At 41.7% G+C, this 20,206-nt stretch carries 17 protein-coding genes and 1 CRISPR repeat array; of the genes, 11 read left to right on the top strand and 6 right to left on the bottom strand.

The genetic code is table 11. The features are described from left to right. Positions 1-33 precede the first annotated feature (33 nt). A complete protein-coding gene (locus tag GJB62_RS20385; RefSeq protein WP_114081927.1) occupies positions 34-594 on the top strand; it encodes a sugar O-acetyltransferase in 561 nt (186 codons plus the stop codon). A 3-nt stretch (positions 595-597) separates the two neighbouring features. On the opposite strand, the gene GJB62_RS20380 is transcribed toward GJB62_RS20385, so the two are convergent. Beyond that, complete coding sequence (locus GJB62_RS20380; RefSeq protein WP_114081926.1) at positions 598-978, bottom strand: calcium-binding protein; 381 nt, start codon at positions 976-978, stop codon at positions 598-600. Between the two features lie 338 nt (positions 979-1,316). Continuing rightward, the gene (locus GJB62_RS20375; protein ID WP_114081925.1) at positions 1,317-2,300 is read right to left on the bottom strand and encodes a DUF1517 domain-containing protein; all 984 of its coding nucleotides are present in this window, start codon (positions 2,298-2,300) and stop codon (positions 1,317-1,319) included. A gap of 883 nt (positions 2,301-3,183) precedes the next feature. On the opposite strand from GJB62_RS20375, the gene GJB62_RS20370 reads away from it, so the two are divergent. Both GJB62_RS20370 and blaOXA read left to right on the top strand, forming a co-directional pair. Then, complete coding sequence (locus tag GJB62_RS20370; protein WP_114081924.1) at positions 3,184-4,416, top strand: glycosyltransferase family 4 protein; 1,233 nt, start codon at positions 3,184-3,186, stop codon at positions 4,414-4,416. 108 nt (positions 4,417-4,524) lie between these two features. After that, complete coding sequence (blaOXA, locus tag GJB62_RS20365) at positions 4,525-5,418, top strand: class D beta-lactamase (protein ID WP_245246194.1); 894 nt, start codon at positions 4,525-4,527, stop codon at positions 5,416-5,418. On the opposite strand, the gene thiS is transcribed toward blaOXA, so the two are convergent. Together thiS and GJB62_RS20355 are read right to left on the bottom strand one after the other, a co-directional pair. Continuing rightward, positions 5,415-5,627: a sulfur carrier protein ThiS gene (gene thiS, locus GJB62_RS20360; protein ID WP_114081922.1), complete on the bottom strand. Its 213-nt coding sequence runs from the start codon at positions 5,625-5,627 to the stop codon at positions 5,415-5,417. The genes blaOXA and thiS overlap by 4 nt on opposite strands. 128 nt (positions 5,628-5,755) lie before the next feature. After that, the gene (locus GJB62_RS20355; protein ID WP_245245971.1) at positions 5,756-6,811 is read right to left on the bottom strand and encodes a thiamine phosphate synthase; all 1,056 of its coding nucleotides are present in this window, start codon (positions 6,809-6,811) and stop codon (positions 5,756-5,758) included. A 601-nt stretch (positions 6,812-7,412) separates the two neighbouring features. Between GJB62_RS20355 and GJB62_RS20350 the strand changes: the two genes are divergently transcribed. Next, on the top strand, positions 7,413-9,269 hold the full coding sequence (locus GJB62_RS20350; protein ID WP_245245970.1) for a DUF1565 domain-containing protein: 1,857 nt from the start codon (positions 7,413-7,415) through the stop codon (positions 9,267-9,269). Between the two features lie 81 nt (positions 9,270-9,350). Here GJB62_RS20350 and GJB62_RS20345 read toward each other — a convergent pair whose 3' ends face one another. Continuing rightward, positions 9,351-10,580, bottom strand: coding sequence for a TetR family transcriptional regulator (locus GJB62_RS20345; protein ID WP_114081919.1), 1,230 nt, complete (start codon positions 10,578-10,580; stop codon positions 9,351-9,353). A 173-nt stretch (positions 10,581-10,753) separates the two neighbouring features. Between GJB62_RS20345 and GJB62_RS20340 the strand changes: the two genes are divergently transcribed. From GJB62_RS20340 to dusB, 3 genes are all read left to right on the top strand, one after another. Beyond that, entirely contained in the window at positions 10,754-11,611 is an 858-nt protein-coding gene (locus GJB62_RS20340) for a fatty acid desaturase (protein ID WP_114081918.1), read from the top strand. Between the two features lie 121 nt (positions 11,612-11,732). Next, positions 11,733-12,566 carry an Rpn family recombination-promoting nuclease/putative transposase gene (locus tag GJB62_RS20335; RefSeq protein ID WP_114082006.1) on the top strand — a complete coding sequence of 278 codons (834 nt, stop codon included), beginning with the start codon at positions 11,733-11,735 and terminating at the stop codon, positions 12,564-12,566. 76 nt (positions 12,567-12,642) lie between these two features. Continuing rightward, a complete protein-coding gene (dusB, locus tag GJB62_RS20330) occupies positions 12,643-13,698 on the top strand; it encodes a tRNA dihydrouridine synthase DusB (RefSeq protein WP_114081917.1) in 1,056 nt (351 codons plus the stop codon). 71 nt (positions 13,699-13,769) lie between these two features. After that, a CRISPR array of direct repeats spans positions 13,770-14,602; the repeat unit is 37 nt; unit sequence GTTTCAATCCCTAATAGGGATTTTGATGAATTGCAAT. 276 nt (positions 14,603-14,878) lie between these two features. Here dusB and ald read toward each other — a convergent pair. Next, entirely contained in the window at positions 14,879-15,970 is a 1,092-nt protein-coding gene (ald, locus tag GJB62_RS20325) for an alanine dehydrogenase (protein ID WP_114081916.1), read from the bottom strand. A gap of 417 nt (positions 15,971-16,387) precedes the next feature. Between ald and GJB62_RS20320 the strand changes: the two genes are divergently transcribed. From GJB62_RS20320 to GJB62_RS20305, 4 genes are all read left to right on the top strand, one after another. Further along, positions 16,388-16,558 carry a chlorophyll a/b-binding protein gene (locus GJB62_RS20320; RefSeq protein ID WP_114081915.1) on the top strand — a complete coding sequence of 57 codons (171 nt, stop codon included), beginning with the start codon at positions 16,388-16,390 and terminating at the stop codon, positions 16,556-16,558. 326 nt (positions 16,559-16,884) lie between these two features. Beyond that, positions 16,885-17,178 (top strand): hypothetical protein, encoded by a 294-nt coding sequence (locus tag GJB62_RS20315; RefSeq protein WP_012410339.1) that lies wholly within the window; start codon positions 16,885-16,887, stop codon positions 17,176-17,178. 301 nt (positions 17,179-17,479) lie between these two features. Next, on the top strand, positions 17,480-18,487 hold the full coding sequence (locus tag GJB62_RS20310) for a WD40 repeat domain-containing protein (protein ID WP_114081914.1): 1,008 nt from the start codon (positions 17,480-17,482) through the stop codon (positions 18,485-18,487). A 659-nt stretch (positions 18,488-19,146) separates the two neighbouring features. Next, positions 19,147-20,202 carry a permease gene (locus tag GJB62_RS20305; RefSeq protein WP_114081912.1) on the top strand — a complete coding sequence of 352 codons (1,056 nt, stop codon included), beginning with the start codon at positions 19,147-19,149 and terminating at the stop codon, positions 20,200-20,202. Positions 20,203-20,206: the final 4 nt, after the last annotated feature.

The raw sequence follows: 20,206 nt of genomic DNA, 5'->3' as shown, positions 1-20,206 counted from the left end.
TCGTATACAAACGAGAAGTCCCATAAGCCTGTTATGGAAAAAACCGAAAAACAGAAAATGCTCGCAGGCGAGTTATATCTGGCGGAAGATCCAGAATTGGCTGCCGAAAATAAACGAGCTAGTCGTCTGTTGCGAAGGTACAATTCTACAACTGAAGAACAGCAAGATCAACGGCAGCAAATTTTGCAAGAGTTATTTGGAAAGATAGGTGACAAAGTATCAATTGTGCCGCCCTTTCACTGTGACTATGGTAGTAATATTTTTGCTGGCAACAAATTGTTTATGAACTATGGTTGTGTAATTTTAGACTGTAATACAGTTCACATTGGTGATAATGTATTATGCGCTCCTTATGTACAAATTTATACTGCTTATCATCCTGTAGAGCCAGAAATTCGCCTTTCTGGTAGAGAATTAGCTGCCCCAATTAACATTGGTAACAATGTCTGGATTGGTGGCAGTGCAATTATTTGTCCAGGTGTCACTATTGGCGATAACACAACCATTGGTGCTGGCAGTGTAGTTGTCAAAGATATACCTGAGAATGTTGTCGCTGCTGGTAATCCCTGCCGCGTCATTCGATATTTATCCTAGAGTTTAAAACTTGTATCCTCTGGCAATCCAATAGAGCCAGTCTGCGATCGCTTCTTGAGTTTCGCTGTCAGCATCAATGGCTGCTATTTCAGATAACTTTGCAGAATATACATCATCATCCTTACCATTAATGTAAGCCACTTCGACAAGCATATCTTTTAAACACTCATCATCTGGGGCCATTCCCAGCACCTCCACTTCTTTCTCCTCGGTAGAGCCTGATTTGCGTCCCTTCTTAGTCCATTTAGCCATAAAGGGAAAATTTAGAGCCTCTTCGAGGTAGTAGTACCAACCCATAGCTCGGTCTTCTTTGTCTTCAGCATCTACAATGATCTCTGTTTTAATGCGATGCTCTCGGTTTTCGTCGGCTTCAACATTAGGCATAAGATACCGCTTTACGTGTATAACATTTTGATAATATTAGCAAAGTCTTGGCTAAGAATAATTTTTCTAAAAGATAGTTAAGTATATAGGGCTTACGCATAATAGATCCCCCAACCCCCTTTTTAAACAGCGCTTTGAGAGTTTCGCCTTTTTTTAGAGGAGTTAGGGTGGATCGATATTTTAGTTCTCAGTGCGTAATTCTTGGTATATCTAGGTTATACAAAAAACCGCTTGTTATTGACAAACGGTTTTTTAGTTATTGCACTCAAAGAGTAACTTATTTGTTTCGCCAAGATGCCAAGTTCTTTATTGGCAGTAAAGCGCGAAATTTTTAGACGTTAAACAAGTCTCAAATCAGGATAGTTTGCCAGTACATCATCAGATGTCAGCGTATCATTTTCAGCTTGTGGAGTCCAAAGTACTTCAATTGCCAGAAGTTTTTCGCTAGGGATACTACCAATTTGGCGCAAAGCTTGACGCAAATCATCAGCACTGTTAATCGCTGTGGGGATATCAAACTTGCCTAGTGTTGCCGCCAGCAAGGTGACGATAATGTATTCTCCAGGGCCTTCAGTAAATAGGCGGGTGGGGTTGTCTAGTTCACCAGCCGGGGGTAAAGCTTCTTTGGCAAGGGCTGCTTTTAGCTGATTGTTGACGTTAGAAAGAGTTTCTTCGCTAAACTTGCTCCGTTCTGCCAGTGACAGCCGATTAAACTGACTTTCAGCTGAATTTAAACTGGCTTGTTGAGTGCCACCACCTGCATATACAAAGTATTCGGGATGGCGGAGTAAAGCTAGGCTTGCTTCTTGCAGAATTTCTGCTCTTCCCTCTGGGGTGTTAGTATCAGCAGTTTCAGCAATGTGGTTGAGTTCATTTTGCAATTCACGGGCTTGAGCTAACAAACCTACTTGCAAACGAGTTACAGAAACAGGAGAGTTACTGCTGTAATCTGCTTCTGGTGTTTCACCGCCAGAGACACGGCGGAAAGTTTGCAATAAGAAATTAGCGATCGCAAAGAAAATTAAGATGCTAAATAGACCACCAAATCCTCCCCCAATACCCCAGAAAGGAAGTAGGAAGGGAAAGCCAAAACCACCACCAAACCCACCACCAGGATAGTATCCGCCCCCGCCAGGAGGTGCATAAGTGCGCGGTGTATAGGTGCGGCTGGAAGGCGCTCTAAAAGAGCCACCACCGATTCGACCCCCACTGCGGGCCGCTAATGCTCCATCGGCGTGGCTAAGAACCAAAGTTAACACCAGTCCTAGTGCTAAGAAGGTTTTTAACAGTGGTTTGCTGATTTGTTGTAGTTTTTTACGCATAATACAATCGCTTGGAAAACAGAATTTTTATGATTTATCTCCATGCTGGTAGGAGTTTTGCGGTTATGTCACTAACGCCAGTCCGTAACAAGCAAGCTTTGTAGCATTCATTTTTAAAGGCTACATATTCAATCTACCGCGTCTTATCTGGCATAGGCAGCGATCGCAGGGGGGATTTCTCGACTGGGGAACCGTACCTTAAGATATGTTCATCATCACAGAAATTTGCGATGTCTACGACGGGCTACGCCTACGGGCAATTTTGGCTACGTCTTAGACTGGGCACTTCCAGGCTACAGTCTTGGATTATACAGATGTTTCTCATTTCTCATGATTATTTTGACTAATTTTTTAATACTTCACCCTACTTGTTCTGTCAGAATCCAAAAGGATATCTCTCTGTTTCAAGTAACATAAAGGACAGATATAGACCTGATACTTACGTATGTATAGTAGTGTTACAAGTAGATGTGATGCTTATCAGCAGCACTAAGCAGACACAGATAGTTATTAAATACTTATCTAAACTTTTGGCATTTTGGCACACCAGTCTAGACTATTCAAGATAGTCTAGTGAACATAGGTAAGTTTCGTAATTTTTGCAACAGTTCTTCAGTGAGAAATTTGACTACATTGGACTACAAGTGCTAGATTTTATTTTATTGTCCATCATGCACAAAAATTCTCAAATGTTGAGAGTTTTGCCGCCAAAATAAAATCAACACAATAAAAAAACAATCTTGCTGGCTAATCTTCTAAAATAGCCTTCAATTTTATCTACCAGATTCGTTTTAAAAGAAATAAAATAATAATTATGGTTTGGAAAGTAATCCTAATTGTAAATAAATTCAAAATTATTTGAAGTAAATTTATCAACTTGATTATGGAACATATTTCTCAACTAACAGCCGAAATCAGAGACAAAGCTGCATACCCAGATATCCTAGTCATATCCAGGATATTCTTGCCGAAAGAAGCTGTAATTGGAGAATATATGTACAATCGTTGTCTCCAAGATCCAGAACGAGTTATTGTGCTGGCAGCTAGTTGCTCAGGAGATAAAGTATTTGATGAAGGTCAACAATTTCCAGTGTATCGCTGGTTTTATCCTAGATACTGGCGTAGTGGCTTTGTGGGAAATATCCTAAAGCCTTTTGTCAATATTGTCTGCTCATTTGTGCTAGCAATCAAACTCTATTTTCGCTATCACTACCGTTATATAGAGTGGGGCCACGGCTATGATTTTCCTTCACTGTTGCTATTGAGCTATTTATTACCTATTCGCTTTTTTATCTATCTGCACGGTAATGATTTTCTTTGTACATTACACAATCCCGTACTGCGATCGCTATTTAAATTAACACTTCATAGAGCCGAAGGTATTGTTTGTAACAGTTCTTATACACAAGACTACCTCAGAACTGCTTTACGATTAGATACTCCTACTTACGTTATTAACCCAATAATCAGACCAGAAAAATTTGGTAACAATGTCGGGAGTCCTAGTAGCCTTGATGATTTGCGTGTTCGCGTGCGTCAGGCATACAACATTCCCGATTCAGCAATAGCTATTCTCTCCATAGGAAGGCTAGTAAAACATAAAGCTTTCGACCGAGTGATTGATAACATCCCACTATTGCTAACTTTTGGGGTCGATGTCCACTATATAATCTGCGGTGAAGGGCCAAGTGAATCGGAACTGAAATCTCTGGTGCATCGTTTGCGGGTAGATAAGCGCGTCCACTTTGCGGGATATTTACCAGAGCGTGAACTAGCAGGTTATTATGCAGCTTGCGACATATTTGCCATGCTGACTTTATTAGATACTAAACCTAATAATATGGAAGGTTTTGGTATGGTTTATTTAGAAGCAAGTTACTTCGGTAAGCCGATCATTGCCCCTCGCTTAGGTGGTGTTCTAGACACAGTTCAGCATGAAGAAAATGGGATACTGGTTAATCCCAATTCTGGTTATGAAGTTTTTCAAGCTTTCAATCGGTTGTGCAAAGATCAACAGCTACGTGAGCAACTTGGCCGCAAAGGTAAAGAATTAGCCAAGCGTAGAACTCTTCATCGATCGCTTTACAAATCAGAGGGAAAAAACGCGATTTTGTGAGATAAATGCAGATGGAGTAGGGATGTACAGATGTTCATCTCTTCGCAAATGAGCAAGATTGCATTGTAAAATCTCCTTTGTGATTTTATTAAATATGCAATGAAAAATATCTTGTTTGGTATGTGGCAATCTCTTCGGCATTACCGAAGGCAAGCTGTTATATTTACAATTCTTGGATGTGTTGCGGTATTGAGTGTAATTAGCTTCCGAACAATGCCTATTCTGGCTCAACCAGCTTCAACCTCATCTGAACGTCCTGCTATTAAAGCGCCAAATTTTGGGCGACACTTTCAAGAATTTGGGCGTGAAGGCTCAATCTTGATTTACGACTCAAAAAATAACCGCACCTATGAACACAATCCTAAACGTAATGCAACTGCCATCGCTCCAGCTTCGACATTCAAAATTTTTAACGCGCTGGTAGCTTTAGAAACAGGTGTAGTTCCTGATGATGTGGCGGTTCTCACTTGGGATGGAATTCATCGAGATATCGATGCTTGGAATCATGATACGAATTTGCGTCAAGCCTTTAAAGATTCAACTGTTTGGTTCTATCAAGTACTAGCGCGGAAGGCTGGATATGAACGGATGCAGCAATTTATTAACAAAGTAGGTTACGGAAATCGTCAGATTGGCACCGCCGCAGACATTGATCGTTTTTGGCTAGAACAGCAGCTATTGCAAATTACACCCCAAGAGCAAATTAAGTTTTTGCAACGGTTGTATCAAGGCGATTTACCTTTCTCCCAAAGGACAATAAATCTTGTCAAAGATATTATGGTACGCGAACAAACTCCAGACTACACACTGCGGGGAAAGACGGGATGGTTAACGAGTACCAAACCACAAGTTGGTTGGTTTGTGGGTTATTTAGAACAAAACAAAAACGTCTACTTTTTCGCAACAACCCTTGATATGTATAAACCAGAGGATGCACCCGTCCGCATCGAGATTACACGACGCAGCCTTAAGGATTTGGGCTTGCTGGCTCACATCAACTAACCACCACCAACAATAGTTACTACTTCTAAACGATCGCCTGGCTGCAATTTGGTTTGTGGCCAAAACTGGCGATGTAAAATTTCGCCGTTATATTCTACAGCCACCAAGCGCGGGTTAAAACCCAACTGTTGGATCAAGTCGGGTAAAGAAATTTGAAACGAACAGCTATGGGTTTCCCCATTTACCTGAACCGTAATCTCATTAGACATAAATGTGGGAATGGGGAATGGGGAATTGGGAATTGGGAACTTGTACTGAGCGCAGTCGAAGTATCAGGAATGGGTAATTGGTTACTCACTTTGGGCTAATGACAAATGACTAATGACAAATGACTCTTTTAGAGTTCTGGCTTAATGCGATTGAGTTGGGAGAGCAAATATTGTGTTACTAGGGTAGGCTGTTCAGCTTGCATGAGCGATCGCACTACTGCTACACGTTTGGCTCCAGCATCGATCACATCATTGATATTATTGGCATCGATTCCGCCAATGGCAAACCAGGGAATTGAGCAATTTTTCGCGGCATAGCTGACATATTCTAAACCTGTTGCTGCCTTACCTACTTTTGTGGGAGTTTCATAAACTGGCCCCACGCCAATGTAATCTACACCTTCAGCAATTGCTCCTTGCATTTCTTCTTTATTGGTGGTGGAAAGACCTATTAAACGCTGTGAACCGAGTAATTCCCGAGCAATAGCAATAGGCATATCTTGTTGTCCCAGATGTACCCCATCTGCATCGACAGCTAAAGCGAGATCCACGCGATCGTTAACAATGAATAAAGCACCGTAGATATGGCATAACTGTCGGAGTTTTCTGGCTTGTTCCAAACGCAAAGAATCATCGGTGGTTTTGTCACGGTATTGTAGAAGCGTTAATCCCCCTTTAAGTGCAGCTTCGACGTTATTCAATAAATTTTCATTCGGGGAAGTAACAAGATACAAATGCGATCGCCACAACAATTGATGGCGCTGATGACCCATTAAATTACTTTCTAGGGTATAAACCTGATAGCGCATCTGCTTACAAGCTTTAGCTATATTTGGCTGATAAAGCTTGCTGTATTCTTCCAACACCCGCAATGCTTCTTCGACACGGCAAAAGTTAGCTTGCAATACTGATTTTATACTAGCTCGTTCTTCTTCTTGAGGATGAGTTAACTCAGTCCCAGGATCGCCTGGTGTGTCTCGCGCCGCTCGTAATTCTGGGGTATGCCACTTGGCTAATTCTTGTCGCAGACGCTTGCATTCAAGAGCTAACTGGGCATTATTCAAGCCAAAGCGACACCATTCTTCAATAATTCGCAAGCCTTCACGAGCGCGGTCTAAATTGGCATCTAAAATGCGATAGACAACTTGCTGTACTTGCTCTTTTTGGCTGTATGGCTCGACCATTACAACAACCCCGTTAGTGCTTTCATCAAAATGTGAATTATCATATCTCTTAGTAACCATAAGTCAATTAATTTGCTTTTTTTACTCAATTTTTGCCGAATCTACGCGAAAAAGCGTAGTAATCATGGTTACGATAAATTATCCCATGTTCTTATATGCAGTGATAAGGGTAGTTTGAGGCTACAGTTTTGCACTAAGGTTAGTCAAGTATTTTAGGGTGAACAACGAGCTTACAAAAGACTAGCCGAAAGGGATACATCAGAAAATCTCCAATGGGCAAATTAAATTGAGACTGCATAGATACTATTTAGAGAGTGTTTGTCTCTCGATGAAGAATTTTTTGTGTAAATCCTGAATTACAAGCTCTTTTAGGGTGAGGGTATTTTGGCGATCGCGTAACGTGTCTTTTAGAGCAAGGTATTCTCGAACAGGCACAATATCATTTATTACCCTGTATTAAAAATCGCCAATCGGTCAATATGTGAGTAATATTATCGACATAATACTCTCTAAGAGTATAAGAATTTATTGTTACTTCTAAGGAGTTGTGTTAAATATGATTCACTACCGTGTGTTTCCTAAGTACCGTAGAGTAAATATTATGCTTGCAAAGCTTAAGTTTCTGGAATCAGCAAGACTTTTATTTTTTAGCTTATCAGTATTATCTTTTACCGTAAGTATGGGAGCGACAAGTATGACGTTCCTGGATAATGCGTTGGCAAAGCCCGCCGAAGGCATCGCTCAGATACCATCAACACCAAATTCAGCACCTTTAGGTGAGACAAAAAATTCTCAGGCTAATGTGCTGTTTGTTAACTCAAATGGTGGCAATGACAGCGCAGGTAATGGCAGCGAATCCGCTCCCGTGAAAACGATTACCCATGCGTTGCGATTAGCTAACCCCAATACTGTAATTATGCTCTCTACGGGCACTTATAGCGCCGAAACAGGAGAGGAATTTCCCTTAATGTTGAAACCGGGTGTTTCAATTCAAGGCAACCCTAGCAATCAAGGTAAGGATATTATCATTCAGGGAGGCGGTGATTACTTGAGTCGGAGCTTTGGTGGTCAAAACGTCACAATTGTGGGAGCAAACCAAGCTTTGCTCACTGGGGTGACGGTGACGAACTCCAATCGCCGGGGTTACGGTTTATGGATTGAATCTAGCGATCCGGTAATCGCGGAAAATACCTTTACCGGCAGTACCCAAGATGGGATTTCTGTCAGTGGTAATGCTGCACCTACCATTAGCAAGAATTACTTCGATCGCAATGGAGCCAATGGCATGACAATTGCCGGGAATTCCAGCCCCCAAGTGAAAGAAAATGTCTTTCACCAAACGGGTTTTGGCATTAATATTGCCCAAAATGCCGCTCCGATAGTTATAGGCAATCAAATTCAGAACAATAGATCGGGAATTGTCGTGCAAGCAAAGGCCCACCCGATTTTACGAAATAATATTATTCAAGATAATAAAGAAGATGGTCTAGTTGCGATCGCTCAAGCAATGCCAGATTTGGGTAGTGCATCGGAACCTGGGGGTAATCAATTTCAAAATAATGCTCGCTATGACATTAACGCCAGCGCTGCTAAACAGATGATTTCTGCTGGTGGTAATAATCTTGTGAGCGATCGCATCAGTGGCAAGGTAGATATTAACGGCACAATAGCACTAGCAGCACAAAATTCTCAATCGACTCCCAACAATGTATTACAAGAAATACCACCAACTGGGGAAATCACCTTCTCGGCTCCCGGAATCTCTGAAACTACTAATAGCCAAAACAGCAACAGCATTTCAGCAAATAATCCTGTTTCTGCAAAATTAAACACTCAATTGCTACCATTAGTGCCAGCTAAGGTTCCACTTTCCACGCCTATATCCAATCAACAGCAACCCACATCTAAAGTTGCTGGATTTCCAACACCTAGCAGCTTGTCGGCGAGACAAATACCAACTAACACTCAAATTGCAACTTCCAGTCCAGCGCAGCCGCCTAATACACCACAGTTGAATTATGTGCGGATTGATCCTAATACAATTGAATTTACTGCCCCTGAGTACCCATCTAATTCAGTTACTAGCACAAGGAATCAAACACAGCAGCCATTACCAATACGAGAAGCGACTGCCCCAAATGCGTCAGCACTTTTACCACTTCCTGATAACAATATCCCCATTAGTAATACTGGCAATATGCAAACAAGTTCTGCAAGTATTCCTTATGCTAGTAAATCTGCGACACAGTTCGGTATCCGTTATCGCGTAGTAGTTCCACTCTTGACTGATAGGGATCAAGATTTAGTGCGATCGCTTGCTCCTGGTGCGTTTCCCACAGTTTGGGAAGGTCAAAGAGTTATGCAAGCAGGAGTATTTAGCAGTGAATATAACGCTAAAGAAATGCTCAAAACACTCTCTAGCAATGGTTTAAGAGCCATTATGGAACCCTTAAATTAAACAATTGGTCGACACCAAAATGCTTACAGCCCGTCCATTTATTCATTTTTAATTTTTAATTTTTAATTGCTTAGTCGTACCCTATCCTGGCTTGTGATCCAAACGGGTAGCTTGCTCTAGGGCAGCTTTTTCTTTGGCTCGGCGGACATAGGGTTGTAATTGAATGCGATCGCAGCCTGTTAAGATAATCAGGTTTTCCAAGGTGATTCCCCGCATCAACATTTCTACGCGCCAAGTTTGTTGAGCCTGAGCGATCGCTGGCGTTTGTCCTTGGGGAGTTAGTAATCCCTCACTCCATACTTGCCAACGTGTCTCAAGCTCTGATTCTGTCATGGGTTTACCTGTTTCATTCAAAAACATGGCTGTTTGAGCATCTTTACGACTTTTCAGCCATTTGATTAAGGGATTATTGGTAAAAGAACCGTAGCGTTTGCCCAAAATCCACTGATTTACTGGTACTTGACGGATACATCCGGGGATTGTAATTTGCAGGAAGTGCCCTTGAGGATCGTAGATTTGGTGCGATCGCTCCAAGCTAATTATTTCTGTGGCAGATAACCCAGCCCCAAATAACACATAAGCCAAGGCATAATCTCGTACTCCCGATTTCCTGGCTTGTTGTAAAATTTCGTGAACTAAACTAGCAGGCAAATCAGCTACTTCTGTGGTGGTGAACCCTCCTTGTAAGCAATTTATTGCTGATTCTGCTGAGGACGACATGGCTCCATGTAAAAACAACTCCACCAAATTTTCGAGAAAATCATTCCGATCCTCCCAAAGTTCGTGAAATTCGCTGGTGAACTCAATTACGGCATATCCCAAGATCATCCCATTTAGCAAACTAGCTAATTTTTCTGCTGGTAAATAAGTATTTAGGTGCCCTTGCTGGATTACAGTAGCTAAATACTGAGCTACATAACGGTTTGCCTCTGTAACTCCCCTGCCTAGTGCGCGGCGATTTTCTGCCGGGAATTGGTCGGCTTCACCTACCACAGACCGGACAAACTCTGGCACTCGTTCTAATGCGTGCAAGCTATCACTTGCATAATCTTTGAGAGCTTGGTACACATTGCCGGGAGGCGTTGCCCGCCGCACCAGCGATTCACCTAAATCCTTAAAGGCTGCGGACTCTTCCAGCACCGCTAAAAGCAGTCCATGCTTATTGCCAAAATTCCGAAATAGAGTCACTTCGTTGACTTCGGCTTTTTCTGCAATTTGGCGGGTTGTGGTAGCGCTAACTCCCTGAGCAGAAAACAACTCAAGTGCAGCTTGAATCAAGCGTTGACGAGTGGAAACGAGGTGAGACGACATAGAAAAATGCAAGTGGCACTTGCAGGGGTATCAGAGTTCTGCTAGCATAACAAATGTAAGTGATACTTGCTTTACTCAACTGTAACGAATTAGTATACAGTGCGGGTAAATCCCTTGTGGGGTGGCATCCGAGAAAAGGCAAATTGCTTCATCATCCATCAACAGGAATTTTTATGACCGCAAATTTTGGGGCGATCGCCCCTGAGAGAGGCAACTCACCTCGACTCAGTTGGACAAATGTGGTATTTTTTGCTACATTTCATGCCTTAGCACTTATGTCTCCTTGGTTTTTCTCCTGGCCAGCATTAGGTTTGCTAGTGTTTCTGCACTGGTTATTTGGGAGCATTGGTATTTGCCTGGGATATCATAGACTACTGAGCCATAAGAGTTTCCAAGTTCCCAAGTGGTTAGAGTATGCGATCGCCCTAATCGGAGCCTTGGCTTTGCAAGGTGGGCCAATTTTTTGGGTAGGTGGACACCGCCAGCATCACGCTCACACCGAAGATATTAATTTAGATCCCTACTCTGCTCAAAGAGGGTTTTGGTGGAGTCATATATTGTGGATTTTTTACCCACGCCCAGAATTTTTTGACTATGACACCTATAAAAAATATGCCCCTGATTTAGCAAGACAACCCTTTTATTGTTGGCTAGATCGCTACTTTTTGCTGTTGCAAATACCCTTCGCACTACTCCTATATGGCTTAGGAGGATGGCCTTTTGTGTTCTACGGAGTGTTTCTCAGATGTGTCTTGCTTTGGCACTCAACCTGGTTTGTGAACTCAGCATCACACCTGTGGGGTTATCGCACCTTTGATGCTAACGATGGCGCTCGTAATCTTTGGTGGGTATCCATCGTCACTTATGGAGAAGGATGGCACAACAACCATCATACTTATCCCCACATGGCGAAATCTGGGTTGTCTTGGTGGGAGATTGATGTTACTTGGTGGAGCATCCGAGTTTTGCAGACTTTGGGTTTAGCCAAAAAAGTTGTTTCAAGTCCCCCTCAAGGTGCAACTCACGGCTAAATTGCAACTAAATTACTATGAATTTATTAAGCCGATTGCTTTTCGTAGTCGGCTTACTAATTTTTACCAGCAGTATTTCACGGTAAAATCTAACAGTTTAAATCACCGCAATACATCAAGCGTGAAAACTGACAGTATTTTTTACCGCCTTTTTCAAGAACTCCCTGAGATATTTTTTGAATTAATTGGTAATCTACCCCAAACCGCAGAGGGTTATAAATTCTCCTCAATTGAAATCAAGCAAACGACATTCCGTATAGATGGTGTTTTTCTCCCAACACAAGGGCAAGAAAATCCGATTTATTTTGTTGAAGTCCAGTTTCAAACCGACGCAGAAATTTATTCGCGCCTAATTTCAGAAATTTGTTTATATTTACGTCAAAATAAACCTAAAAATTCTTGGCGAGGAGTAGTTATCTATCCCAATCGCAGTCTAGATATAGCAGATATCAATAATTACAGCGAATTTTTCACTAGCAATCGTGTTACTCGCATTTATCTTAACGAATTGGGCGAAACTGCATCGCTGCCAGTCGGAATTGCTACTATGAAACTAGTGGTCGATGAAGAGGAAACAGCAATTACATCTGCTAGGCAGTTAATAGAGAGAACTCAGCAAGAAATCAACATTGAACCACAACGGCGGCAGTTACTAGAATTAATAGAGACAATTTTGGTTTATAAGTTTCCGACGATGAGTCCAGAGGAGATTGAAGGTATGTTTGGGTTAAGCGATTTGAAACAAACACGAGTTTATCAAGAAGGCAAGCAAGAGGGCAAACAAGAAGGCAAGCAAGAGGGTAAACAAGAAGGAGCGCGTGAAGAAAAGTTTAGAATGATACCTTTGTTGTTGAGATTGGGATTGAGTTTTGAAGAAATGGCAAAAGAGTTAGGTTTGAGTTTAGAGGAAGTTCAGCAAGAAATACAAAAACAGCCTCCAAGTCAAGATACCTAACCTACAATTAGCACTACTCACAGATACCCATAAATATTCCTGTTATTTTCCATTCCCATAATTTTTAATTTTTTGTATGATTTCGCTTTCCCCTATTCTCCAAGCTAGACTTTCTCAACCCCTCAAAATTGGATCGTTTGAGGTAAAAAGTCGGGTTCTCCAGTCGCCTCTATCTGGAGTAACGGATATGGTATTTCGCCGTCTCGTGCGTCGTTATGCACCAGATTCGATGATGTATACCGAAATGGTGAATGCTACGGGATTGCATTATGTTAAGCAGTTACCCAAAATCATGGAGGTAGATCCCAACGAACGCCCAATTAGTGTTCAACTATTCGATTGCCGTCCCGATTTTTTGGCAGAAGCAGCAATAAAGGCGGTTGCAGAAGGTGCTGATACTGTTGATATTAATATGGGTTGTCCGGTAAATAAAATCACTAAAAATGGTGGCGGTTCTTCTTTGTTGCGGCAACCAGAAGTAGCAGAAGCAATTGTGCGGGAAGTGGTGAAAGCTGTTGATGTGCCTGTGACAGTAAAAACCCGTATTGGCTGGAATGACAACGAAATTACTATTCTCGACTTTGCCAAGCGGATGGAAGATGCAGGGGCACAAATGATTACAGTCCACGGACGCACCCGCGCCCAAGGATACAATGGCAATGCCCGTTGGGAATGGATTACTCGTGTAAAAGAAGTGCTTTCTATCCCAGTAATTGGCAATGGAGATATTTTTTCCGTTGAAGCGGCGGTAAAATGTTTAGAACAAACTGGTGCTGATGGTGTGATGTGTTCCCGTGGAACTTTGGGTTATCCGTTTTTGGTTGGAGAAATCGATCACTTCCTGAAAACTGGGGAAATATTACCGACACCTACTCCGATTCAGCGTTTGGAATGTGCAAGAGATCATTTACAAGCATTATGGGAATATAAAGGCGATCGCGGCGTGCGTCAAGCCCGTAAGCACATGACTTGGTATGCTAAGGGTTTCGTTGGTGCTGCCGAACTTCGAGGACAGCTAAGTTTAGTTGAAAAGGTAGATCAAGGTTTGGGTATGCTTGACCAAGCAATTGAAAAATTAGCTAATGGTTATGAACTAGAAGAAGAAGCAGAAGGTAGTTTGGTGATGCTTTAAAAAGTTGATTTTATTACTGCCTTAATGCAGCATTAACATCTGCAATAGCCGATTGATAAAGTGAGGCGATTGTTTCAATCCCTAATAGGGATTTTGATGAATTGCAATGCTACCTCTGGAACTTCACCGAGTGGTATTGCTAGTTTCAATCCCTAATAGGGATTTTGATGAATTGCAATGCCAGTTACCCCAGTTTGGTCTACATCAACACGAGAGAAGTTTCAATCCCTAATAGGGATTTTGATGAATTGCAATTGATACGGTTTTTGGTGCGAGTATTTGAAGTATTCGTTTCAATCCCTAATAGGGATTTTGATGAATTGCAATATCAAGGCTTGGGATTTTTATGTTTTGTTTTTACACGTTTCAATCCCTAATAGGGATTTTGATGAATTGCAATTAGCGGCGGCGGCTACAGGGTTATTTGTCACCATATCGTTTCAATCCCTAATAGGGATTTTGATGAATTGCAATGTTAGCACTTTAGGATTAAAAGAATTAAATTTCCCGTTTCAATCCCTAATAGGGATTTTGATGAATTGCAATGTAGCTCTTCCTCTGTGTAAGTCTGGGGTGATGGCGGGTTTCAATCCCTAATAGGGATTTTGATGAATTGCAATATACTTGCTGTTTATCAGCGTAAATGAAAGTAAATGTTTCAATCCCTAATAGGGATTTTGATGAATTGCAATTTTCCTCAAGGCAGATCCAACAAATGTAAATGTTTCAATCCCTAATAGGGATTTTGATGAATTGCAATATTGTGCCCTCGCCGTAATCAAAGAAAAGTACTTACGTTTCAATCCCTAATAGGGATTTTGATGAATTGCAATGTTGTGGAATGGCAAACAGATTCAATCTACTCGTGTTTCAATCCCTAATAGGGATTTTGATGAATTGCAATTGCTGGCTTCTGAAAGCGCTGCTGTATTTGGTTTTCAAGGTGCAGTTGCGCGAATGTGTGAATCATAACATAGGGAATAGTCATAGCACAAGATGCAAATCGCTGAAAGCCAGTCCCCATAAGGTGCGCGGATGGTTTAAAAATACTAGTGCCCTGAAAGCATTGTATAGATGGAGCAGTAGCCATTTTTTGCTCCTTCTCATTTTGTACACCTACCCATCCGCGCATAAGGCAAGAAAATTAGTCTGATTAGCGATCGCCTAATCCTTACAGACCTTAATTTACCAAATCAGGGAATACCTCTTGTACAGCCGGATGCACTAAGCGATGATTCTGCACATTCACACCCTTAGCTAAGGCTGGGTTAACTTCTAGCGCCATAATTCCCAAGTTCGCCAACTGGACGATATAAGGTAATGTACTATTATTGAGTGCCTGGGTTGCTGTCCAAGGTACTGCCCCTGGCATATTGGGAACGCCATAATGCACCACACCTTCTTCAAGGTATACCGGATTTGTGTGAGATGTGGCGCGTAAAGTTTCTATACAACCACCTTGGTCAACGGCTACATCAACTATTACCGAACCAGGACGCATTTGTTTAACTAATTCACGCGATACTAATGTTGGGGCCCTACGTCCTAACACTAAAACTGCACCGATAAGCAAATCGGCTTCTTTGACGGCAGCTTCAATATGAGCAGAGTTGCTGTAAAGCAATTCTACCCTAGAGCCAAACAAGGTTTCTAGGTAAGATAACCGTTCAACACTCACATCTAAAATCTGCACGATCGCACCCATACCCACAGCAATTTTAGCCGCTTCTGTGCCGACAACACCGCCACCTAAAATTACTACATTACCTGGCTTGACTCCAGGGACACCGCCCAACAGCAATCCTCTACCACCTTGCTGACGTTCTAGGAATCTGGCCCCAAATTGTACTGCTAACCTACCTGCAATCACGCTCATGGGGGTAAGCAAGGGGAGTTTGTTAGCACCAGGTTGTTCTACAGTTTCGTAGGCGATCGCAGTTGTACCACAATCAATTAAATGCTCTGTCAATTTGCGATCGGCAGCTAAGTGTAAATAAGTAAATAATATCTGCCCTTTCTGCAAAAATTTATACTCAGATGTCAACGGCTCTTTGACTTTCACAACCAATTCCCGATTCCAAGCCGTTTCTGATGTAGGGACAATCTCGGCTCCAGCACTTCTGTAGTCGTCATCTGAAAATCCAGCACCATTACCTGCTTGTGTCTCTACAAAGATGCTATGACCATTTTCTCGCAGCACCCGCACACTAGAAGGACTTAACCCTACACGAAATTCTTGATCCTTATTTTCCTTTGGAACGCCGATTTCCATATATAGCCTCTGATAATTTTTTTGTTTAACTTTAGCCTGCGAATCTCAAGCTTGCTACCGACTTATTACAGATAGCTGTATTAAAGATAGTTAATCTGTGTTCTAAGTTTCTTAATTTAATCTGAGTAGCCCCAAACTCAAGCCCTTGACTATTACCCCAGTGTTTATACAATATATAAAGAATAGTAACAATTTATTAAAAGAGCGATTGTATAGCTCCCTACTAGGAAGCTTTTGCTGAATCAATCAAGTCATCTTGACATTCAAGCACTGCAATTAGCTCATAAGTTACCAAGTTTAGGGTAAAGCTGAAGGGGAAAATACTATTCAATTCCTTTAACCTTTACCGCTTATACCTGACAATTGCTGTGAATTCTCATATCAACTCCCGTTTGCCAAAAAAAAGGTTTCTTAAAAATGACACAAACACAACCAACAATTGCACCTAAACTAGAAGAGCCAAAGTTTGGCTTTAACGAATATGCTGAACGCTTGAATGGTCGAGCTGCAATGATTGGCTTCGCTTTGATGCTGGTGATTGAATATGTCACCAATCAAGGGGTGCTATCATGGCTGGGTCTGAAGTAGTGCCACTAACCAGCACAAGGTGCAAGTTCTAAGCTAGTAGTTAAAAGAGTTTCAACCAGCTGGAACAACCAGTTGGTTTTGACTTTGGCGATTGATAGCGAAGTTCTTTGCACTAGAATGTAAGCAAGAGAGGAATCAAAATACCTATTAGTGATGGAAATATCATAGACTTGCAACTAGTATGTGCAAGGCAATTAATGACTATAGTTCCTCCCCAACTAAAGAAAATCATAATTAGTGTCTGCCTTCGATGAGAAAGGCAAATTATGGGTGAGGTATTCTTGGTAAATATACACAAAAGCTGAACTGGAACCAACCAAGCTGTGATGAATGCTGTATTACCTCGTTTTTTGAAGTCAACCTACCGAAAAGAGCCACTAATCAGTGTATTGGTGACGATGGGCGCTATAGATGCCCTGATTGGCGGATTGAATGATAGCTGGTCGTTGTTCGCTTTTGGTTTGGGAACAACAGGCATAGCGCTAGCCTTTAAGTTGTGGCGTTTCCAGCAGCGCCGTCCTCTACCAGAGGAACCTGTGGTGCAACATTATTTGCCCTCTCGTTCTTCTAGTGCGCCTTTACCAATGTTAAGCGTTTCTAAGAAAAAACCACCTCTTTAAGAGTGCTGTTAGCGGATAGCTAAGGTTTAGCCGGTTATGAGTTGATAAGCTGTTACGTAAATAAGATTGCACATCAACTGGTGAGGTTGTCCTTTGTCAAATGTCCTTTGTCCTTGGTAAACACTTTTGACTAATGACTAATGACGGTCTACACGGAAAATATTGCAATATGTAGGCGCGTTAGCTTAATTCATAATTCATTCTAAGTGGTTTGTTTGTATATAAAAAGTGAGGAAAAAGTGTGAGTAGTGAGGGAAGAGGTGGGGATAATTTTCTGCGTCCGTATATTATCCTGTCATTTATGGCAGCTGTTGCCCTTCCAGTGACTATCTGGCAAGGGTTTTACATTCATCAAGCTCATGCTGCCGTTGAAGTAACACCAAACTCCCCAACTACTAACAGCTTTGCTAATGCCCAACTACTTTACACCCTTAGAGGGCATAACGGAACTGTTAAATCTCTCGCATTCAGTCCAGATAGCAGAATTCTTGCGAGTGGAGGTGCAGAAAATGAGGGTATTATTCGCCTGTGGAATCCAGTAAATGGTAAAAAGTTAGGGGATATTAATAAAGCACATAAATCAGCCATAGAGTCTTTAGTGATTTCACCAGATGGGCAAACCCTTGCTAGTTGTAGTGATGACAACACAATTAACCTCTGGAGCCTGAAAAATTTTAAATTTAGCCGCTCTTTTGTCGGACATACCAGCAACGTATTATCTTTAGCGGTGTCTCCTGATAGTAAAGTTCTGATCAGTGGAGCTTTGGATGGGATTCGGCTATGGGATTTATTACAGCAGCGCCCTTTAGGGACTTTAGTACGCTTCGATAACTTGATTTATACTCTAGCCATTAGCCCTGATGGACAGACCTTGGCTAGTGGTGATAATAAGGGTGTAATCAAGGTATGGAGCTTGAGTACTGGTAAATTAATCAGTGAATTTGTAGCTCATTCTAATGTTGTTAGCGCTGTCATCTTTACACCAGATGGACAGACATTAGTGAGTGCTAGCCGCGATCGCACAGTCAAGCTGTGGAATATTAATACTGGAGAATTAGTCCGCACCCTCACAGGACATAATAACTGGGTAAATGCGATCGCTATTAACCCCGATGGACAAACCCTTGCTAGTGCCGGCAAAGATGGGATTAAAGTGTGGAATTTAACTACAGGTGAGTTAATAAATACACTGAATGGACATACAGACTGGGTAAGTGCGATCGCTTTTAGTCCCAATGGTAAAATTCTCGCCAGTGGCGGATTTGATCGACAAATCAAGATTTGGGGAACTCCACAAAAACGTAATTAACAGCGAATACTAGAACCCCAACTTATTTAAAAAGTCGGGGTTCTGAATGGCTACCGTCCAGGTTCTTAGCCTAATGGCGACTTTTATATATACAAAAGAGCGATCGCCACAATACCTTGTCTTTGAGGAGAAGGTATTGCAAGCATTTACCGTGTTTGCTAAACTTTTGTCTTGCTTTTTTAGAGTTTTTATAGTAAAAAATCAAGCAAAGCTCAGATTAGATTTTGCCATAACTACGCAAAATCAATCGTTGTAGCGACCAAGAGCGATATCTACAATGAGCTATTCGGTGTCGCCAATTGTTCAATAACTGTGAATACTTGATGAAAATACAGCCGAGCTAATATCTTATCCAGCAAATTACTGTCAGTATAAACATAGGTAACTTCAAATCGCTTATGCAGCTACTTGCCCTCTATAATCGGAACAATTTCTGAACTTAGACAATCTTAGAACTGGTCATCGTCAGTAAATGCACTCAGGTAAAAATTACTATCTTGGCTGAAGCAAAGGTTTGTAGCATTTAAGCGCTATTAGAAACGTAAGATAACTTGCTACTTAAATGATGTTTAATTTTCCCGAACTGCTTTTGATCCCCATTTCGATAGAATGACTAGGCAGAACCCTAAAACTAAAAACCGCTTTTGACTGCGACGCACATGAATCAACTGAACAATGGTTTTACGATATTTCTAAGTCTGCTAGTCGAGGCGATGCCTTTTTTGCTTATTGGGGTTTTATTCTCCAGTTTGCTGCTATTTTTTGTTGATGAGCGCAAATTAGTAGAAAAGATGCCCAAAAATCCGCTGCTGGGTGCTTTAGTTGGCAGCTTGATCGGCTTTTTATTTCCGGTGTGTGAGTGCGGGAATGTGCCGGTAGCGCGGCGGTTCCTGATTCAGGGAGTACCCACACCAGTCGCCATTGGTTTTTTGCTAGCAGCGCCAACAATTAACCCAATTGTAATTTGGTCAACTTGGACAGCATTTCGAGATCAGCCAGAAATAGTGGTCTTACGAGTCGTATTTTCTCTAGCAATTGCCACAATTATTGGTTTTGTTTTCAGTTTTCAAAAGGACTTAAATCCGATAATTCAGCCTGCGATCGCTCGGTATATGAAGTTTAATCCACCCGCGCAGCCGGAAACCAAACGCCGTGGTAAACGTTACCAAGTAGAACAGCAAGAAGCGGTACCAAATATTTTGCAATCCGGGACTTATATTTTAGGTGGAAAAGCCGGTGTACCTCTGCGGATAGATGCTAATTTTGTACAGCCGACTGCCCCAATTTCTAATACCAATAAACCCCTTGCAGATAAACTGCGCCTAGTGGTAGATAATAGCGTCCAAGAATTCCGGGAATTGGGCGGAGTGATGATTTTAGGAAGTGCGATCGCAGCAGCGATTCAAGTCTTAGCTCCCCGTGAATTAATTCTCAGTTTGGGTGCTGGGCCTATTAGCTCGATTGTAGTCATGCTGATATTAGCAGTAGTGGTGTCAATTTGTTCTACAGTCGATTCTTTCTTTGCTCTATCTTTTGCCTCGACCTTTAGTAGCGGTTCCTTGTTGGCATTTTTAGTGTTTGGGCCAATGATTGATATCAAAAGCGTTGGTTTGATGTTATCTATTTTTAAGCCCAAAACTGTCTTTTACTTATTTGCTTTAGCAGCACAATTAACATTTGTGTTAACTCTTTTCCTCAACTTGCACGTTTTTTAAAGAA

This window comes from Nostoc sp. ATCC 53789 (assembly GCF_009873495.1).
Taxonomy (GTDB): domain Bacteria; phylum Cyanobacteriota; class Cyanobacteriia; order Cyanobacteriales; family Nostocaceae; genus Nostoc; species Nostoc muscorum_A.
The sequence above is the reverse complement of the archived record's forward strand: the minus strand, read 5'-3'. Positions and strand labels throughout refer to the sequence as shown.